At 70.0% G+C, this 13570-nt stretch carries 15 protein-coding genes; 7 read left to right on the top strand and 8 right to left on the bottom strand.

Annotated features, from left to right (window positions below; all coding sequences use genetic code 11):
* Positions 1-7: 7 nt before the first annotated feature.
* The 3 genes from FB561_RS29675 to FB561_RS29665 form a co-directional block, all read right to left on the bottom strand.
* On the bottom strand, positions 8-673 hold the full coding sequence (locus tag FB561_RS29675; protein ID WP_145812441.1) for a response regulator: 666 nt from the start codon (positions 671-673) through the stop codon (positions 8-10).
* 65 nt (positions 674-738) lie between these two features.
* Positions 739-1398 (bottom strand): response regulator, encoded by a 660-nt coding sequence (locus FB561_RS29670; RefSeq protein ID WP_145812439.1) that lies wholly within the window; start codon positions 1396-1398, stop codon positions 739-741.
* Entirely contained in the window at positions 1395-2546 is a 1152-nt protein-coding gene (locus FB561_RS29665; protein ID WP_202880777.1) for a sensor histidine kinase, read from the bottom strand. Before FB561_RS29665 ends, FB561_RS29670 begins: the two co-directional genes overlap by 4 nt.
* Positions 2547-2733: 187 nt before the next feature.
* On the opposite strand from FB561_RS29665, the gene FB561_RS29660 reads away from it, so the two are divergent.
* Together FB561_RS29660 and FB561_RS29655 are read left to right on the top strand one after the other, a co-directional pair.
* Positions 2734-3171: a DUF6069 family protein gene (locus FB561_RS29660; RefSeq protein ID WP_145812438.1), complete on the top strand. Its 438-nt coding sequence runs from the start codon at positions 2734-2736 to the stop codon at positions 3169-3171.
* Positions 3172-3270: 99 nt separating this feature from the next.
* A complete protein-coding gene (locus tag FB561_RS29655) occupies positions 3271-3858 on the top strand; it encodes a class I SAM-dependent methyltransferase (protein ID WP_145812436.1) in 588 nt (195 codons plus the stop codon).
* A gap of 21 nt (positions 3859-3879) precedes the next feature.
* Here the strand turns inward: FB561_RS29655 and FB561_RS29650 are convergent, their stop codons facing one another.
* Positions 3880-4596: a FadR/GntR family transcriptional regulator gene (locus tag FB561_RS29650; RefSeq protein ID WP_145812434.1), complete on the bottom strand. Its 717-nt coding sequence runs from the start codon at positions 4594-4596 to the stop codon at positions 3880-3882.
* 83 nt (positions 4597-4679) lie between these two features.
* On the opposite strand from FB561_RS29650, the gene FB561_RS29645 reads away from it, so the two are divergent.
* A complete protein-coding gene (locus tag FB561_RS29645) occupies positions 4680-5891 on the top strand; it encodes an alpha-hydroxy acid oxidase (RefSeq protein ID WP_145812432.1) in 1212 nt (403 codons plus the stop codon).
* 3 nt (positions 5892-5894) lie between these two features.
* On the opposite strand, the gene FB561_RS29640 is transcribed toward FB561_RS29645, so the two are convergent.
* The 3 genes from FB561_RS29640 to FB561_RS29630 form a co-directional block, all read right to left on the bottom strand.
* A complete protein-coding gene (locus tag FB561_RS29640) occupies positions 5895-7028 on the bottom strand; it encodes a sensor histidine kinase (RefSeq protein WP_238335121.1) in 1134 nt (377 codons plus the stop codon).
* 99 nt (positions 7029-7127) lie between these two features.
* Positions 7128-7766: a pyridoxamine 5'-phosphate oxidase family protein gene (locus FB561_RS29635; RefSeq protein WP_145812431.1), complete on the bottom strand. Its 639-nt coding sequence runs from the start codon at positions 7764-7766 to the stop codon at positions 7128-7130.
* The gene (locus FB561_RS29630; protein ID WP_145812429.1) at positions 7766-9055 is read right to left on the bottom strand and encodes an MFS transporter; all 1290 of its coding nucleotides are present in this window, start codon (positions 9053-9055) and stop codon (positions 7766-7768) included. Before FB561_RS29630 ends, FB561_RS29635 begins: the two co-directional genes overlap by 1 nt.
* Before the next feature lie 119 nt (positions 9056-9174).
* Between FB561_RS29630 and FB561_RS29625 the strand changes: the two genes are divergently transcribed.
* Positions 9175-9621 (top strand): hypothetical protein, encoded by a 447-nt coding sequence (locus tag FB561_RS29625; RefSeq protein ID WP_145812427.1) that lies wholly within the window; start codon positions 9175-9177, stop codon positions 9619-9621.
* Positions 9622-9629: 8 nt separating this feature from the next.
* Here the strand turns inward: FB561_RS29625 and FB561_RS29620 are convergent, their stop codons facing one another.
* Positions 9630-10274 carry an alpha-ketoglutarate-dependent dioxygenase AlkB gene (locus FB561_RS29620; protein WP_145812425.1) on the bottom strand — a complete coding sequence of 215 codons (645 nt, stop codon included), beginning with the start codon at positions 10272-10274 and terminating at the stop codon, positions 9630-9632.
* A gap of 165 nt (positions 10275-10439) precedes the next feature.
* Between FB561_RS29620 and FB561_RS29615 the strand changes: the two genes are divergently transcribed.
* Genes FB561_RS29615 through FB561_RS29605 form a run of 3 tightly spaced genes read left to right on the top strand, consistent with a single transcriptional unit; the run spans position 10440 to position 13561 of the window.
* Positions 10440-11966 (top strand): amidohydrolase, encoded by a 1527-nt coding sequence (locus FB561_RS29615; protein ID WP_145812423.1) that lies wholly within the window; start codon positions 10440-10442, stop codon positions 11964-11966.
* A gap of 48 nt (positions 11967-12014) precedes the next feature.
* Positions 12015-12803: an ABC transporter ATP-binding protein gene (locus tag FB561_RS29610; RefSeq protein WP_145812422.1), complete on the top strand. Its 789-nt coding sequence runs from the start codon at positions 12015-12017 to the stop codon at positions 12801-12803.
* A complete protein-coding gene (locus FB561_RS29605; protein WP_145812421.1) occupies positions 12800-13561 on the top strand; it encodes an ABC transporter permease in 762 nt (253 codons plus the stop codon). Before FB561_RS29610 ends, FB561_RS29605 begins: the two co-directional genes overlap by 4 nt.
* Positions 13562-13570: the final 9 nt, after the last annotated feature.

Genomic DNA, 13570 nt, shown 5'->3' with positions numbered 1-13570 from the left:
CCCGAGGTCAGCCCAGCCAGCCCGGGCGGACGAGGCCGGTCTGGTACGCGACCACGACGAGCTGGGCGCGGTCGCGGACGCCGAGCTTCACCATCGCGCGGCTGACGTGCGTCTTCGCGGTCGCCGGGCTGAGCACCAGCCGCTCGGCGATCTCGTCGTTCGACAGGCCTTCGCCGACGAGCGCGACGATCTCCTTCTCCCGGTCCGTCAGCACGTCGAGCTCCTTGCTCGCATGCGGCTGCCGGCTCCGGGACGCGAACTCGGCCACCAGCCGCCGCGTCACCCCGGGCGACAACAGCGCGTCACCCCGGGCCACCACGCGGACGGCCTGCAGCAGTTCCACCGGCTCGGTGTCCTTGACCAGGAACCCGCTCGCCCCGACCCGCAACGCCTCGAACACGTACTCGTCCAGGTCGAACGTCGTCAGGATCACCACGTGCACGTCGCAGAGCGTCTCGTCGGCCCCGATCTGGCGGGTTGCCTCCAGCCCGTCGGTGCCGGGCATCCGGATGTCCATCAGCACGACGTCCGGTTTCTCCGCCCGCGCGACCTCGACCGCCTCGGCCCCGTCGGACACCTCGCCGATCACGGTGATGTCGTCCTCGGCGTTCAGCAGGGAACGGAAGCCCGCGCGTACCAGCGCCTGGTCGTCGGCCAGCAACACCCGAATCATGCGCCAACGCTAAGCCATGCCGCGGTCAATGGCGCCGTCATCGAACCTTGGCCATCGACCTGTGGTCAGGCCAGCCCGGCGTCGTGGGCGAGCAGCGCGATCTGGGTCCGGTTGCCGAGTTCGAGCTTGGTGAGGATGTGCGAGATGTGCGCCTTGACCGTGGCGACGCTCATGTACAGCTCGGTGGCGATGTCGGCGTTCGCCTTGCCCTGGGCGACGGCCAGCATCACGTCGTACTCCCGCGGGCTGAGCCGGGACAGCGCGTCCTGGGCCTTCGTGTGGGCGTCCGCCTGCGTGGCGGCCCGGTCCATCAGTCGCCGCGTGATCGCCGGCGACAGGATCGGATCACCGGACGCGACCCGCCGGACCGCCTCGACGATCTGCGCCGGCGGCGTGTCCTTCAGCAGGAACCCGCTGGCCCCGGCCCGCAACGCGTGCAGCACGTTCTCGTCGGTGTCGAACGTGGTGAGGACGACGATCTCGGGCGGGTTCTTCCGGGCTCGCAACCGCCGCGTCGCGGTGATCCCGTCGACGCGCGGCATCCGCAGATCCATCAGCACCAGGTCGGGGAAGTGCGCGTCCACCGCGGCCGGTACCTCGTCCCCGTCGGCGGCCTGGCCGACCACCGCGATCCCGTGCGCGCCGTCGAGCATCATCTCCAGGCTGGCCCGGACCAGTGCGTCGTCGTCGACCACGAGGACCCGGATGCTCTCGGTTTCGCTCATGCGGGCCACGGTAGCGAGGCCCGCAGCCGGAACTCGCCATCGCCTCCCTGTCCGTGGTCGAGCGTCCCACCGGCCAGCTGGACCCGCTCGGTCAGGCCGACGAGCCCGGTCCCGCTCCCGGGGGTCAGCGGGACCCCGTCCCCGCCGGGATTCGTGAGCACGATCTGCAGCCCGGTCCCGGGTTCGCCCTGCACCTTGAGGGTGACCGGTCGCCCGGCCGCGTGCTTGCGGGCGTTGGTGAGCCCTTCCTGCACCACCCGGTACGCCGTCCGCCCCGTTGCTGGTGGCAACGACTCTGCCGCGCTCACCACCTGGTCGTACCGGATCACCGTGCCGGCGTCGCGGGACTCGGTCACCAGCGAGGAGAGGTCCGCGAACGTCGGCTGCGGCCGGCCGCTCGGCAGCTCGTCGATCTCGCCGTCCCGGAGGACGCCGATCACCTCGCGCAGTTCGTCCAGGGCCTGGTGCACCCCGCCACGAATCACGCCCGCGGCCTTCGCGAGCTTCTCCGGCGACGAGTCCGGCCGGTACTCCAGCGCGCCCGCGTACGTGGCGAGCAGGGAGAGGCGGTGCGCCAGTACGTCGTGCATCTCGCGGGCCATCTTGGTCCGCTCCAACGCCCGCGCCTCGGCGACCCGGCGGCCTTGCTCGTTCTCGGCCCGGAGCGCACGCTCTCGGAGCGAATCGAGCAGCGCCTGCCTTGCCTGATTCCACTGGCCCCAGCCGAGCAGGGCAGCGTGGACCGCGACGTCGAGCACGACGAACCAGAGCAGGTCGAGCCCCTGGATCGGCCGCCAGAGGTTCTGGACGAAGTGGCCGAGGACGGCGGCCGACGTCCCGAACAGGGCGATCCGCAACGGCCGCCGGTGCGCGATGGTCAGGGTGCCGACGTTCGAGGGCGGGGTGGCGGCCGGGGAGAGCGCGGCGAGTACTCCCAGCGCGACGGCGCCGTGGACCGGGCGCGCGCCGAGAAACGGGATCAGGCCGACCGCGGCCAGCCCGACCGCGATGTCGAGGACGAGCAACCAGCTGCTCTCGCCGTTGACGTGCCGCCCGACGATCGTGGCCGCGGAGACGATGCCGATCGCGGTCATGGCCACGAGATCGGCCCGCCGGGAGCGGGCCCTCCGGGCGCAGAGGTCATCCATGCCACCGAGCCTAGAACCGGTCGGTGATCCGTCACCACCGACCAAAGTCGAGGGTCTGCCGACTTCGGGCGAGGGCGCTGCAGCCGCGCGGCCGATGCCCCGGACCGTGCCTGCTCGCGAAGCTTGGTCGCACCAAGCCACCGGATCTCGCACCGAGGATCCGAGCCCGCACCCGGAGGTAGATGCCGTGAGTACCGTCGAGCAGAACACTCGGACCAGCAACCCGCACCGCGTTCCCGGCCGAAGCCGGCTGGCCGTCGTCGGCGCGACCGCCGTGGCCGCCGAAGCGCTCTGGGTTGTGCTCACCCAGGTCGCTGGGATCGACCTGAAGGCGCAGCAGGGCGGCACGATCGAGGTCGGCGCCGTCTCGGTCGGGTTCGCCTCGCTGGCGATGGCCTTCCTGGGCTGGGGTCTCCTCGCCCTCCTCGAACGCCGCGGCAAGCGCAACCCTCGTGACACCTGGACGGTCGTCGCGGCGATCGTCTGCACCACGTCGCTCGGCAGCCCACTGAACAGCGGAATCGGCGCCGGCTCGAAGCTCGGCCTCGCCGCCCTGCACGTCATCGTGGGCGCGGTCGTCATCCTCGGCCTCCGGCGGACCTCGTCCCCGGTCCGCTGCGACTAGTGCCGCGCGGCACTAGGCTCGGAAACCGGTGATCTCGATGCCGCGTCCCAGGCGCGCCCGGTCCACCACCAGGTCGAGCCGGCGAGAGGGGGAGTGCTCATGGTCCAGGAGCCACGCCGCTTGACCAGCTGGGCGGACTACCTGGCCGTGAAGCGGAATCTGATCAGGGGTCTGAGCGGCACCGTGCTGGAGCTCGGCGCGGGCCGCGGCGCCAACTTCGGGTACCTCGCGCCGGACATCGACTGGATCGGCCTCGAACCGCACGACGCCAGCCGTCGCATCCTCGCCCGGACGGCGGCCGGCCAGGTCCGGACCCACCGTGTCCTCGACGCTCCGGCCGAACACATCCCGTTGCCCACAGCAAGCGTCGACGCGGTGCTGTGTACCGTCGTGCTCTGTTCGGTCACCGATCCGGAAGCCGTCCTCGCCGAGGTACGGCGGGTGCTCCGGCCGGGCGGCCGCTTCGTCTTCGTGGAACATATCGGCGCGCCGGAAGGGACGGGGTTGCGGCGGTTGCAACGGGTGCTCTCGCCGTTGACCCGGCGCTTCGACCGCGGCTGCAACCCGACCCGGGCAACCGATCGCACCATCGAGGAGGCCGGCTTCCGTACGGTCGAGCTGGAGCGGTTTCAGGGTCTTCGCCGGCAGCTCTCGTCACCCTTCATCGCGGGGACGGCCACCACCTGACCAGCTCGGTTCGGGGTCGGTTCAGCTCGGTGTGGAAAGGCGTGCGGCTCGGTAGAAGCCCTCGATGTGCTCAGTGATCAAGCGGGCGGCGTCATCGGCCGAGCCCGCGCGGATCGCGGCGAGAATGCCGCGGTGTTCCGTGCGCAGCCCCACCACGGTCGCGTCCCAGTCGGGCAGGTTCGGCACGGCGGCCAGGACGTACCCGTGGATGGCCGACCGCAACGACGACATCACCGCGGCGATCAGGACGTTCCCCGCCAGCCCTGACAACGCGACGTGGAACTCGGCGTCGAGGAGGTGGAAGTCCTCCGGCGACAATCCGGGATCGTCCATCCGATCCAGCAGGCCCTCGGCGGACGCGACCAGCTCCTTGAACTCGACGTCGTCGCTGAGGTACCGGGTCGCGGCCTGGTGGGCGGCCCAGGACTCCAGCAGGACACGGGTCTGGACGATGTCGCCCATCGGCAGGTGGTTCGTCGCCAGGTGCAGCCGCAGCAGGGCGGTCAGCGGGGACGCCGGTTCGGCGACGATGACCGCGCCCGCCTCCGGTCCCGAGCCGGTCGCGGTCCGCACCACGCCCATCGCCTCGAGCACCCGCACCGCCTCGCGGACCGACGGCCGGCTGATCGCGAGCTGTTCGGCCAGGGTGCGCTCGCCCGGCAGGCGCTCGCCCAACCGCAGCCGGCCCGCCGCGAGATCGGCCTCGACCCGGCGCAGGACCAGCTCGTAGTTCTTCACAGCGGTGAGTGTAGCTGTGTGGTCGGACCACAGGCTATGCTGTGGTCCGACCACACCGACGCCCCGTTCCGAGGATGCTTCCGATGACCGATCGCCAGATGCCGCGCTGGTCCGAGCTCAAGCCGCTGCTGCGACCGAAGCCGGTGACGCTGAACCCGACGGAGCGCCGGCTGGACAAGGCGCTCACCATCGCCGACCTGCGCGCGATCGCCCGGCGCCGGACACCGCGGTCGGTGTTCGACTACACCGACGGCGCGGCCGAGGCCGAGATCAGCCTGCGTCGCGCGCGCCGGTTGTTCGCCGAGATGGAGCTGCAGCCGTCGATCCTGCGGAACGTGTCCGAGCTCGACCTCGGCACCGACATCCTCGGCAAGCGCTCCGAGCTGCCGTTCGCGTTCGCGCCGACCGGCTTCACCCGGATGATGAACCACGAGGGCGAGAGCGCTGTCGTCCAGGTCGCCGAGCAGCTCGGCATCCCGTACGCGCTCTCCACCATGGGCACCACCTCGATCGAGGACGTCGCGCTCGCCGCCCCGGACGCGCGGAAGTGGTTCCAGCTGTACGTGTGGAAGGACCGCGACGCGGGGGAGGACCTGGTCAAGCGGTCCGCCGCTGCGGGGTACGAGGCGCTGATGCTGACCGTGGACGTCCCGGTCGCCGGCGCCCGCCTGCGGGACGTGCGGAACGGCTTCACGATCCCGCCGTCGCTCACTGCGAAGACGGTGCTGGACGCGTCGATGCACCCGGCCTGGTGGGCGAACCTGCTCACCACCCGACCGTTGACCTTTGCCTCGCTGTCGACCTGGGACGGCACCGTGGCCGAGCTGCTGGACAAGCTGTTCGACCCGACGATGACGATCGACGACCTGAACTGGCTGCGGTCGATCTGGGACGGCCCGTTGATCGTCAAGGGCATCCAGACCGTCGACGACGCCCGGCGCGTGGTCGATGCGGGTGCGGACGCGATCGTCCTGTCGAATCACGGTGGCCGTCAGCTCGACCGGGCGCCCACTCCGTTGCGGATCCTCCCGGACGTCCGCAAGGCGATCGGCACGGATGCGGAGATCTACCTCGACACGGGCATCATGAGCGGTGCCGACGTGGTCGCCTCCATCGCTCTCGGCGCTGATGCCTGCCTGGTCGGCCGGGCGTACCTGTACGGTCTGATGGCGGGTGGGCAGCGCGGTGTCGCGAAGGCGGCCGAGATCCTCACCAAGGAGGTCCGCCGGACGATGGCGCTGCTCGGTGTCTCCACGGTCGAGGAGCTCAACCCGTCCCACGTCCGCCTGCCCTGATCCTTACAGCGGTAGCTGGGCCACGATCCGCAGGCCTCCTGTCGGTGTCCGGTTCGCGGTGAGCGTGCCGCCGAGTGCGGTGGCACGCTCACGCATGCCGATGATGCCGTTGCCCTCGTCCGGTGGACCGGTGAGCGAGCTGCCGTCGTCGTCCACCTGCAGCACCAGCGTCTCCTCGCCGTACTGGATCCGCACGGTGGCCGCGGTCGCCTTCGCGTGCCGGACGATGTTGGTCAGTGACTCCTGGATGATCCGGAACGCGGCCCGGTCCAGCCCGGTCGGCAGCGGCCGCGGATCGCCGTGCACGATCGTGTGCACCTCCAACCCGGCGCGCGAGGTGCGGGTGACCAGATGCTCGAGCCGCTCCAGCCCGGCCACCGGCTGACGTGGCGCTGACTCGTCCGTCTGCCGCAGGATGCCCACGATCGACCGCAGCTCGACCAGCGCCTCCTTGCTCGCGTCCTTGATCGCGGACAGCGCCGGCCCGGCTTGCTCGGGCTGCCGATCTACGAGGTGCAGCGCGGTCGAGGCCTGCACGTTGATGAGCGAGATGTGGTGCGCGACCACGTCATGGAGCTCCTGCGCGATCCGTAGCCGCTCCTCACCGGCTCTGCGGAGCTCTTCCTCCCGCCGGGTCTGGTTGGCCGCGGCGACCCGATCACGGTGCCCGCGGAACAACTCGGCGAGGAAGCCGAGCACCACGAAACACGTGCCGAGCAGCAGCACCTGGTACACGCCCTGCTCGTTGATCCCCAGGATGAGCCGGCCGAGGACGTGCCCGAGGTACAGCGCGGCGATCGCGGCCCAGCCCGCCACCCGGTGCCCGGCCCGGATCGTGGAGAACACGGCGATCACGAAGGTGAAGATCACCGGGCCGTACGGGTACTGCATCAGCATGTAGGTGAGCGTCGACAAGGCTGTTGCCCACAGCACCGCGACCGGCCGGGTCCGCAGCCAGTACAGCGAGACCGAACCGATCAGCAGCAGCACCACCATGAACCAGTCGGCGGGGCGGCGGTCGTCCTGGTTCTGCGACGCGCCGATGGACCCGACCACGGAGACGATGGAGACCACCGTGGGCAGGGCGGCCCGCTGGAGGTGGGACCCGAGGGTCGGGGTCGGTTCGGTCGTGCTCACCCTAGGAACGGTAGAGGTCGAGGGGTTCCGGTGTCATCGACCGTACGGAGTACTTCGCGATGCTCCTTGCGAGGTACACCGCGGGCCTGACCCCGTACCTCAGTACTTGACGTTGTAGATCCCGGCCTCGTAGTTCGGGCCGTAGTACGTCTCCAGCTCGGCCAGGTCGTCGTTCGGCCGGTCCAGCGCCTTGGCGATCTTGGCCCGGCTCGGCACCGCGTCCAGCTCCCAGGTCTCCGGCTGCCACACCTTCGATCGCAGGAACGCCTTGGAGCAGTGGTGGAAGATCTCCTCGATCTCCACCAGCAGGGCGAGCTGCGGCCGGTTGCCCTTGACGATCATCTCGTCGAAGAACGGCGCGTCCTTGACGATCCGGGCCCGGCCGTTGATCCGCAAGGTGTCACCCCGGCCGGGGATCAGGTAGATCAGCCCGACGTGCGGATTGCTGACGATGTTGGTGAAGCCGTCGACCCGGCGGTTCCCGGCGCGTTCGGGGATCGCGATCGTGGAGTCGTCGAGCACCAGCGTGAAGCCGGCCGGGTCGCCCTTGGGAGAGACGTCGCAGGAACCGTCCGCGGCCGAGGTCGAGATCAGGCAGAAGGGGGAGGCGGCGAGCCACTGCTTGTCCAGCTCGTGCAGCTCCTTGCGGGTCTTGTCGGCCGCATGCGCGAGCGGCTCGGGGACGACCTCGCGCAACTCGTCGTAGGTGGTGATCTCGACCAGTCCGGAAATCTCCATCAGGCGGCGCACTCCTCTACCAGCGACGGCTGGACCACCTGGCCGGCGGACCTCGACCGCGCTGCCCATCGTACGGCGGGACCAGTCGCGCAACTGGTCCCCAGGAACACCGCACCGAGGACGATCCAGCCGATCGGGCCCCAGCCGAGGACCAGCGTCGTGAGCATCGCCGGACCCACCATCCGGGCGATCGCGGGACCGGTGCCGAAGAACCCCTGGTACTGGCCCTGCTGCTCGGCCGGCGCCAGACCGAAGCTGATCTCCCAGGCCCCGGACGCCAGCTTCATCTCGCCGAACGTGAGCAGCGCGGCGGCGCCGACCAGGACGACGGCGGCGACGATCGGGCTCGAATCCCTTGCGGACAAGGCGAAGACGGCGCACGCGGCGAGCATTGCGATCCCTGCGAACCGGACCGAGCGGGTCGCGGTCCGCAGGTTCGTGACGCTGCGCGCGATCCGGACCTGGAAGAGCGTGACGCCGAGCGTGTTCACGACCAGCAGCGACGCCACCACCCACTCGGGTGCGTTGGTGCGCTCCACGATCCACAGCGGCGCGACCAGGCTCAGCAGCGGCATGAAGAGCAGCATCACCGCGTTGAGTAGCGTGAGGACGGCGTACGGGCGGTCGCGGAGTACGGCCAATCGGGGCTGACCGGCGACGCGCAGAGTGACTCGGGCGACCGAGGGAACGCGGTGGATAAGCGCGGCCGCGACCAGGAAGCTTGCCGCGTCGATCGCGAACACGGTCAGGTACGCGGCGCTGGTGTCGACGCTCAGGGCCAGTCCGCCGAGGGTCGCACCTACGGCGAGACCGGCGTTCGCCGTGGCCTGGAGGAACGCGCGGATCCTGGTCCGTTCGGCCGGCTCGACCAGGCCGGCGAGCAGCGCCTGACGCGCGGCGGTGAGGCCGGTCTGGCTGCTGGCGTACGCGATCGCGGCGACGAGGAAGAGCGGGAAGCTGCGGATGAAGAGGAAGGACGCGACCGAGAACGCGGTCGACAATGCCAGCAGGATCGCGACGACCCGCGGGCCCTTCCGGTCAGCCAGGTGACCCAGTGGGACGCCGGTCAGGAAGCCGATCAGCCAGGCGATCGTCAGGCCGAGGCCGACCTGCGCTGTGGAGAGGCCGACGACGCGGGTGAAGAACAGCGCCGAGGTGACGATGAACGCTCCGTCGCCGACCGAGTTCGCGAGCTGGGCGAACGCGAGGTCGCGGGGTGCTCCGGGTGGCGGCAGGAGCTTGCCGGCGCGGTCCTTGGAGAGGCTGCGGTCGGTCGCTGTGCTGGTCATGGTTCCAAGCTAGGGCCGGTTCGGCCCATGGATGCGGTCCACTTTCGGTGCAGAAATTTGGGCCACTTCGGCCTGTGGACAGGGCCGATCGGGGTGGCTTTCGACGGCATGTTCTAGGCATGACCTTCACTCGACTCCCCAAGGACTGGCGCCGGCAGCCGCTGTCCGATCCCGTGCTCGCTGCCGATGTGATCGACCTGTACTGCACCGTCGGCGACCGCCGGCGCGGCAGCCTGATGGTGGTGATCTGTGACGAGGAGGAACGCTTCCGCGGCGCCATCGCCGTCGACCTGTCCGAGCTGTCCCCGGACCTCGACCCGCGCGGCATGACCGAGGCGCTGAAGCCGGTCGTGGACCCGCTGAGCGTCTACCCGGAAGGCGCCCTCATCCTGGCCCTGGCGCGGGTCGGCCCAATGGGGATCACCGCGTCCGACGCCGCGTGGCTCGAGGCCTCGGTGCAGGTCTGCCGGGTGCTGGGCATCCGCCTGCTCGGCTTCTACGTGGCTTCGCGGAGCACGGTCGAACGCGTCGACCTGCCCGCCGCGGAAGCGCCGGCGGCGGCCTGATGATCGTGTCAGCGCACCCCGCGAGGGCGGAACTGAATGCTGATCCGCGGCCCGATCCGCCCGGACGCCTTGGGAATCGCGTGCTCCCAGGTGCGCTGGCACGACCCGCCCATCACGATCAGGTCGCCGTGTCCGAGCGGGTGCCGGATCGTCGAGCTGACCGGCCCGGTCGCGCTGCCCGGCTTCGGCCGCAGCGCCAGGACTCGTGGCTCCCCGACGGAGAGGATGGCCACCATCGTGTCCTCATGGCCGCCGCGCCCGAGCTTGTCACCGTGCCACGCGACGCTGTCCCGCCCGTCGCGGTAGTAGCACAACCCGGCCGTCCGGAACGGCTCGCCCAACTCGTCGGCGTAGTGCTCGCTCAACAGGTCGCGGGCCTCGTCGAGGATCGGCAACGGCAGGTCGTCGCTCTCGCCGTAGAAGCAGAGCAGCCGCGGCACGTCGACCACCCGGTCGTACATCTGCCGTCGCTCCTCGCGCCACGGCACGTCGGCCGCGAGCCGCTCGAACACCTGGTCGGCACCCGCCAACCAGCCCGGCAACACGTCGATCCACGCACCCCGGCTCAGCTCGGTCCGCCGGATCCCGGCCAGCGAGCCGAGCTCCGGATCCGCGAACGCATCCAACAAGGACGCCTGGAGGTCAGCACCCATGCCGATCACTTTACCCGAGATTCGAACAAATGTTCCCCTCGATCCCGCAGGTCAGCGCCGCGCCGAAATGTTTGGTGCTGGTGTGACAGGAGTGCGGGGAGAGGCCCGGACGACCCGGCGATGGGACAGACTTCCGGGAGTCCGTCCGCAGGGGTTGGAGGCAGCATGGCGCGTTTGGTGATCAAGAACTGCTCGGTCCTGGTCGTCCCCGAGACCGGGGAGTGCCGCATCGACGAAGACCAGGACATCCACATCGCCGACGGCGCCATCACCGGCATCACTCCGACGGGCACCCCTCTGGAGGGCGAGCCGGACCAGGTGGGGGAGAGGGCCGAGGAGCTCGAGGCGTCCGGGCTGCTCGCCGTGCCGGGCCTGACGAACTCGCACACGCACAGCCCGATGGTGATGATGCGTGGCGCGGCCGAGGACGTGCCGATCGATGTCTGGTTCAACCAGAAGATCTGGCCGATGGAGATGAACCTGACGCCGGAGCGGGTCCGCATCGGTGCCCGCCTGGCTTGTGCCGAGATGTTGCTCGCCGGCGTCACCACGTTCGTCGACCACTACTTCCACGCCGACCAGATCGCTCTGGCCGCGGTGGAGCTCGGCATCCGCGCGGACCTGGCGCCGACCTTCTTCTCGTCCACCGGGCCCGAGGCCCGGGAAGCCGCCTTCGAAACCGCCCGCCGGATCCAGATGCTCGGCCACGAAGCCGCCTCCGGCCCGACCCACCCAGCCCCTTCCGCGCCCGGACCTTCCGCGCCCGGACCTTCCGCGCCCGGACCTTCCGCCACCGCGCATCCTGGCACCGCGCAACCTGGCACCGCGTCGGACCTGGCGCGGCCCGGTCTGGCGCGGCCCGGTCTGGCGCCGCCGCCCCGGATCACCGCGAGCCTCGGCCCGCACGCGCCGTACACCGTCACCGACGAAGACCTCGCCCGGACCGCCGAGGTCGCGAGGGAGGAGGGCTTCCGCGTCCACCTGCACGCCGCCGAAACCCTCGACCAGACGCACTCCTCGAAGGCCCGCCTCGGCGTCACCCCGATCCAGGTCCTCGAACGCACCGGCATCCTCGACGCCGGCGCCCTCATCGCCCACGGCTGCGGAATCCTCGACGAGGACCTCGCACTGCTCGAGGTCCACGCCCCGCGCACCACCCTCGCCACCTGCCCGAAGGTCTACCTGAAACTCGCGATGGGCACGACCACCCCGATCGCCGAACTCCGAGCCGCAGGCATCCGGATCGGCATCGGCACCGACGGCGCGGCGGTCCACAACACCCTCGACGTCTGGGAGTCCCTCCGCCTGGTGGCTCTCACCGAGAAACAGGCCCATCAGAACGCCGAACAGCTGCCCCTCTCCGAGGTCCTCCGGCTGGCCACCCGAGGAGGCGCCGCAGCCGCCAACCTCACCGACCGAACCGGAGCCCTGGAGCCAGGACGCCGCGCCGACCTGGCCCTCCTCGACCTCTCCCAACCCCACAACCAGCCCCTCCACAACCCCCTCGCGGCCCTCGTCTACTCGGTTCGTGCCTCCGACGTCACCCACGTGGTCGTCGACGGCGAGGTGGTGGTCCGCAATCGCCAACTCACCAAGGCGAATCTCGCCGAGATCCTGGCCGAAGCCCAAGCGGTGGCCCACACCCTCGTCGACCTCAGCAGAGAAGGGGCGGTCCAGCACTACAACCCGTGAAGCTGCTGTTTGACCTTGACGCTAGGTCAACCCTCCATCCTGATCGCCATGAGAGCAGAGACAGCCGCCCGCCCGGCGATCCGGGTGCGGGGCCTGGAGAAGGCGTACGGACAACAAGCGGTACTGCGCGGGGTCGACTTCGAGGTGGCGCGGGGCAGCATCTTCGCGCTACTCGGCTCCAACGGCGCCGGGAAGACCACCACCATCAAGATCCTCGCAACGCTGCTGCGGGCCGATGCGGGAACGGCCGAAGTCAACGGGTTCGACGTCACGACGCAGCCCGGCCAGGTGCGGGAATCCATCAGCCTGACCGGACAGTTCGCGGCCGTCGACGGCATTCTCAGCGGCCGGGAGAACCTCGTCCTCCTCGCCAAGCTGCGGCACCTCGACGATCCGGGTGGGACGGCGGACGACCTGCTGGCCCGGTTCTCGCTGACCGACGCGGCTACGCGCAGGGTCTCGACGTACTCGGGCGGCATGCGCCGGCGTCTCGACATCGCGATGAGCCTGATCGGGAACTCCGCGGTCGTCTTCCTCGACGAGCCGACCGCGGGGCTCGACCCCGAGGCACGCATCGAGGTCTGGCACCTGGTCAAGGAGCTCGCCGGTTCCGGGACGACGGTGCTGCTCACGACCCAGTACCTGGAAGAAGCCGAACAGCTGGCCGACCGGATCGCGATCCTGCATCAGGGCCGCATCATCGCGAACGGCACCCTCGCCGAGCTCAAGGAACTCCTTCCGCCCGCGCAGATCGAGTACGTCGAGAAGCAGCCGACCCTCGAGGAGATCTTCCTCGCGGTCATCGGCGACGAGACCCACGCCCAGGGGGCACGATGACCGCGAACTTCCTCGGTGACACCGGCGCGCTCACCGCACGGACCCTGCGCCACGTCACCCGCAGCCCGGACACCATCATCACGACCGTGCTCACACCGATCGCGATGATGCTGATGTTCGTCTACGTGTTCGGCGGCGCGATCGACACCGGGTCGACGGCCTACGTGAACTACATGCTGCCCGGCATCCTGCTCATCACGGTCGCGTCCGGCATCGCGTACACGGCGTTCCGGCTCTTCATGGACATGCAGAGCGGGATCTTCGAGCGGTTCCAGTCGATGCCGATCGCGCGGTCGGGCGTGCTGTGGGCCCACGTGATCACCTCGTTGGTCGCGAATCTGATCGCGCTGCTCGTCGTGGTCGGGGTCGCGCTGATCATGGGGTTCCGCTCGGGAGCGGGCCTGCTGAACTGGCTCGCGGTCGGCGGCATCCTGCTGCTGTTCACCTTGGCGCTGACCTGGCTCGCGGTGATTCCCGGACTCACCGCGTCGTCGGTCGAGGGTGCGGGCGCGTTCGGGTATCCGCTCCTCTTCCTGCCGTTCGTCAGCTCGGCGTTCGTTCCGACGCAGACGATGCCGGGTCCGGTGCGGTGGTTCGCCGAGAACCAGCCGGTGACGTCCATCGTCGACACGATCCGCAACCTGTTCGCGCAGGAACCGGTCGGCGCCGGGGTCTGGACCGCCCTCGCGTGGTGCGTCGGCCTGCTCGTCGTGGCCTACGGTGTGGCGATGCTGACCTATCGCCGCAAGATTGCCTGAAGCAAGCTA

This window comes from Kribbella amoyensis (genome assembly GCF_007828865.1).
GTDB lineage: Bacteria > Actinomycetota > Actinomycetes > Propionibacteriales > Kribbellaceae > Kribbella > Kribbella amoyensis.
The sequence above is the reverse complement of the archived record's forward strand: the minus strand, read 5'-3'. Positions and strand labels throughout refer to the sequence as shown.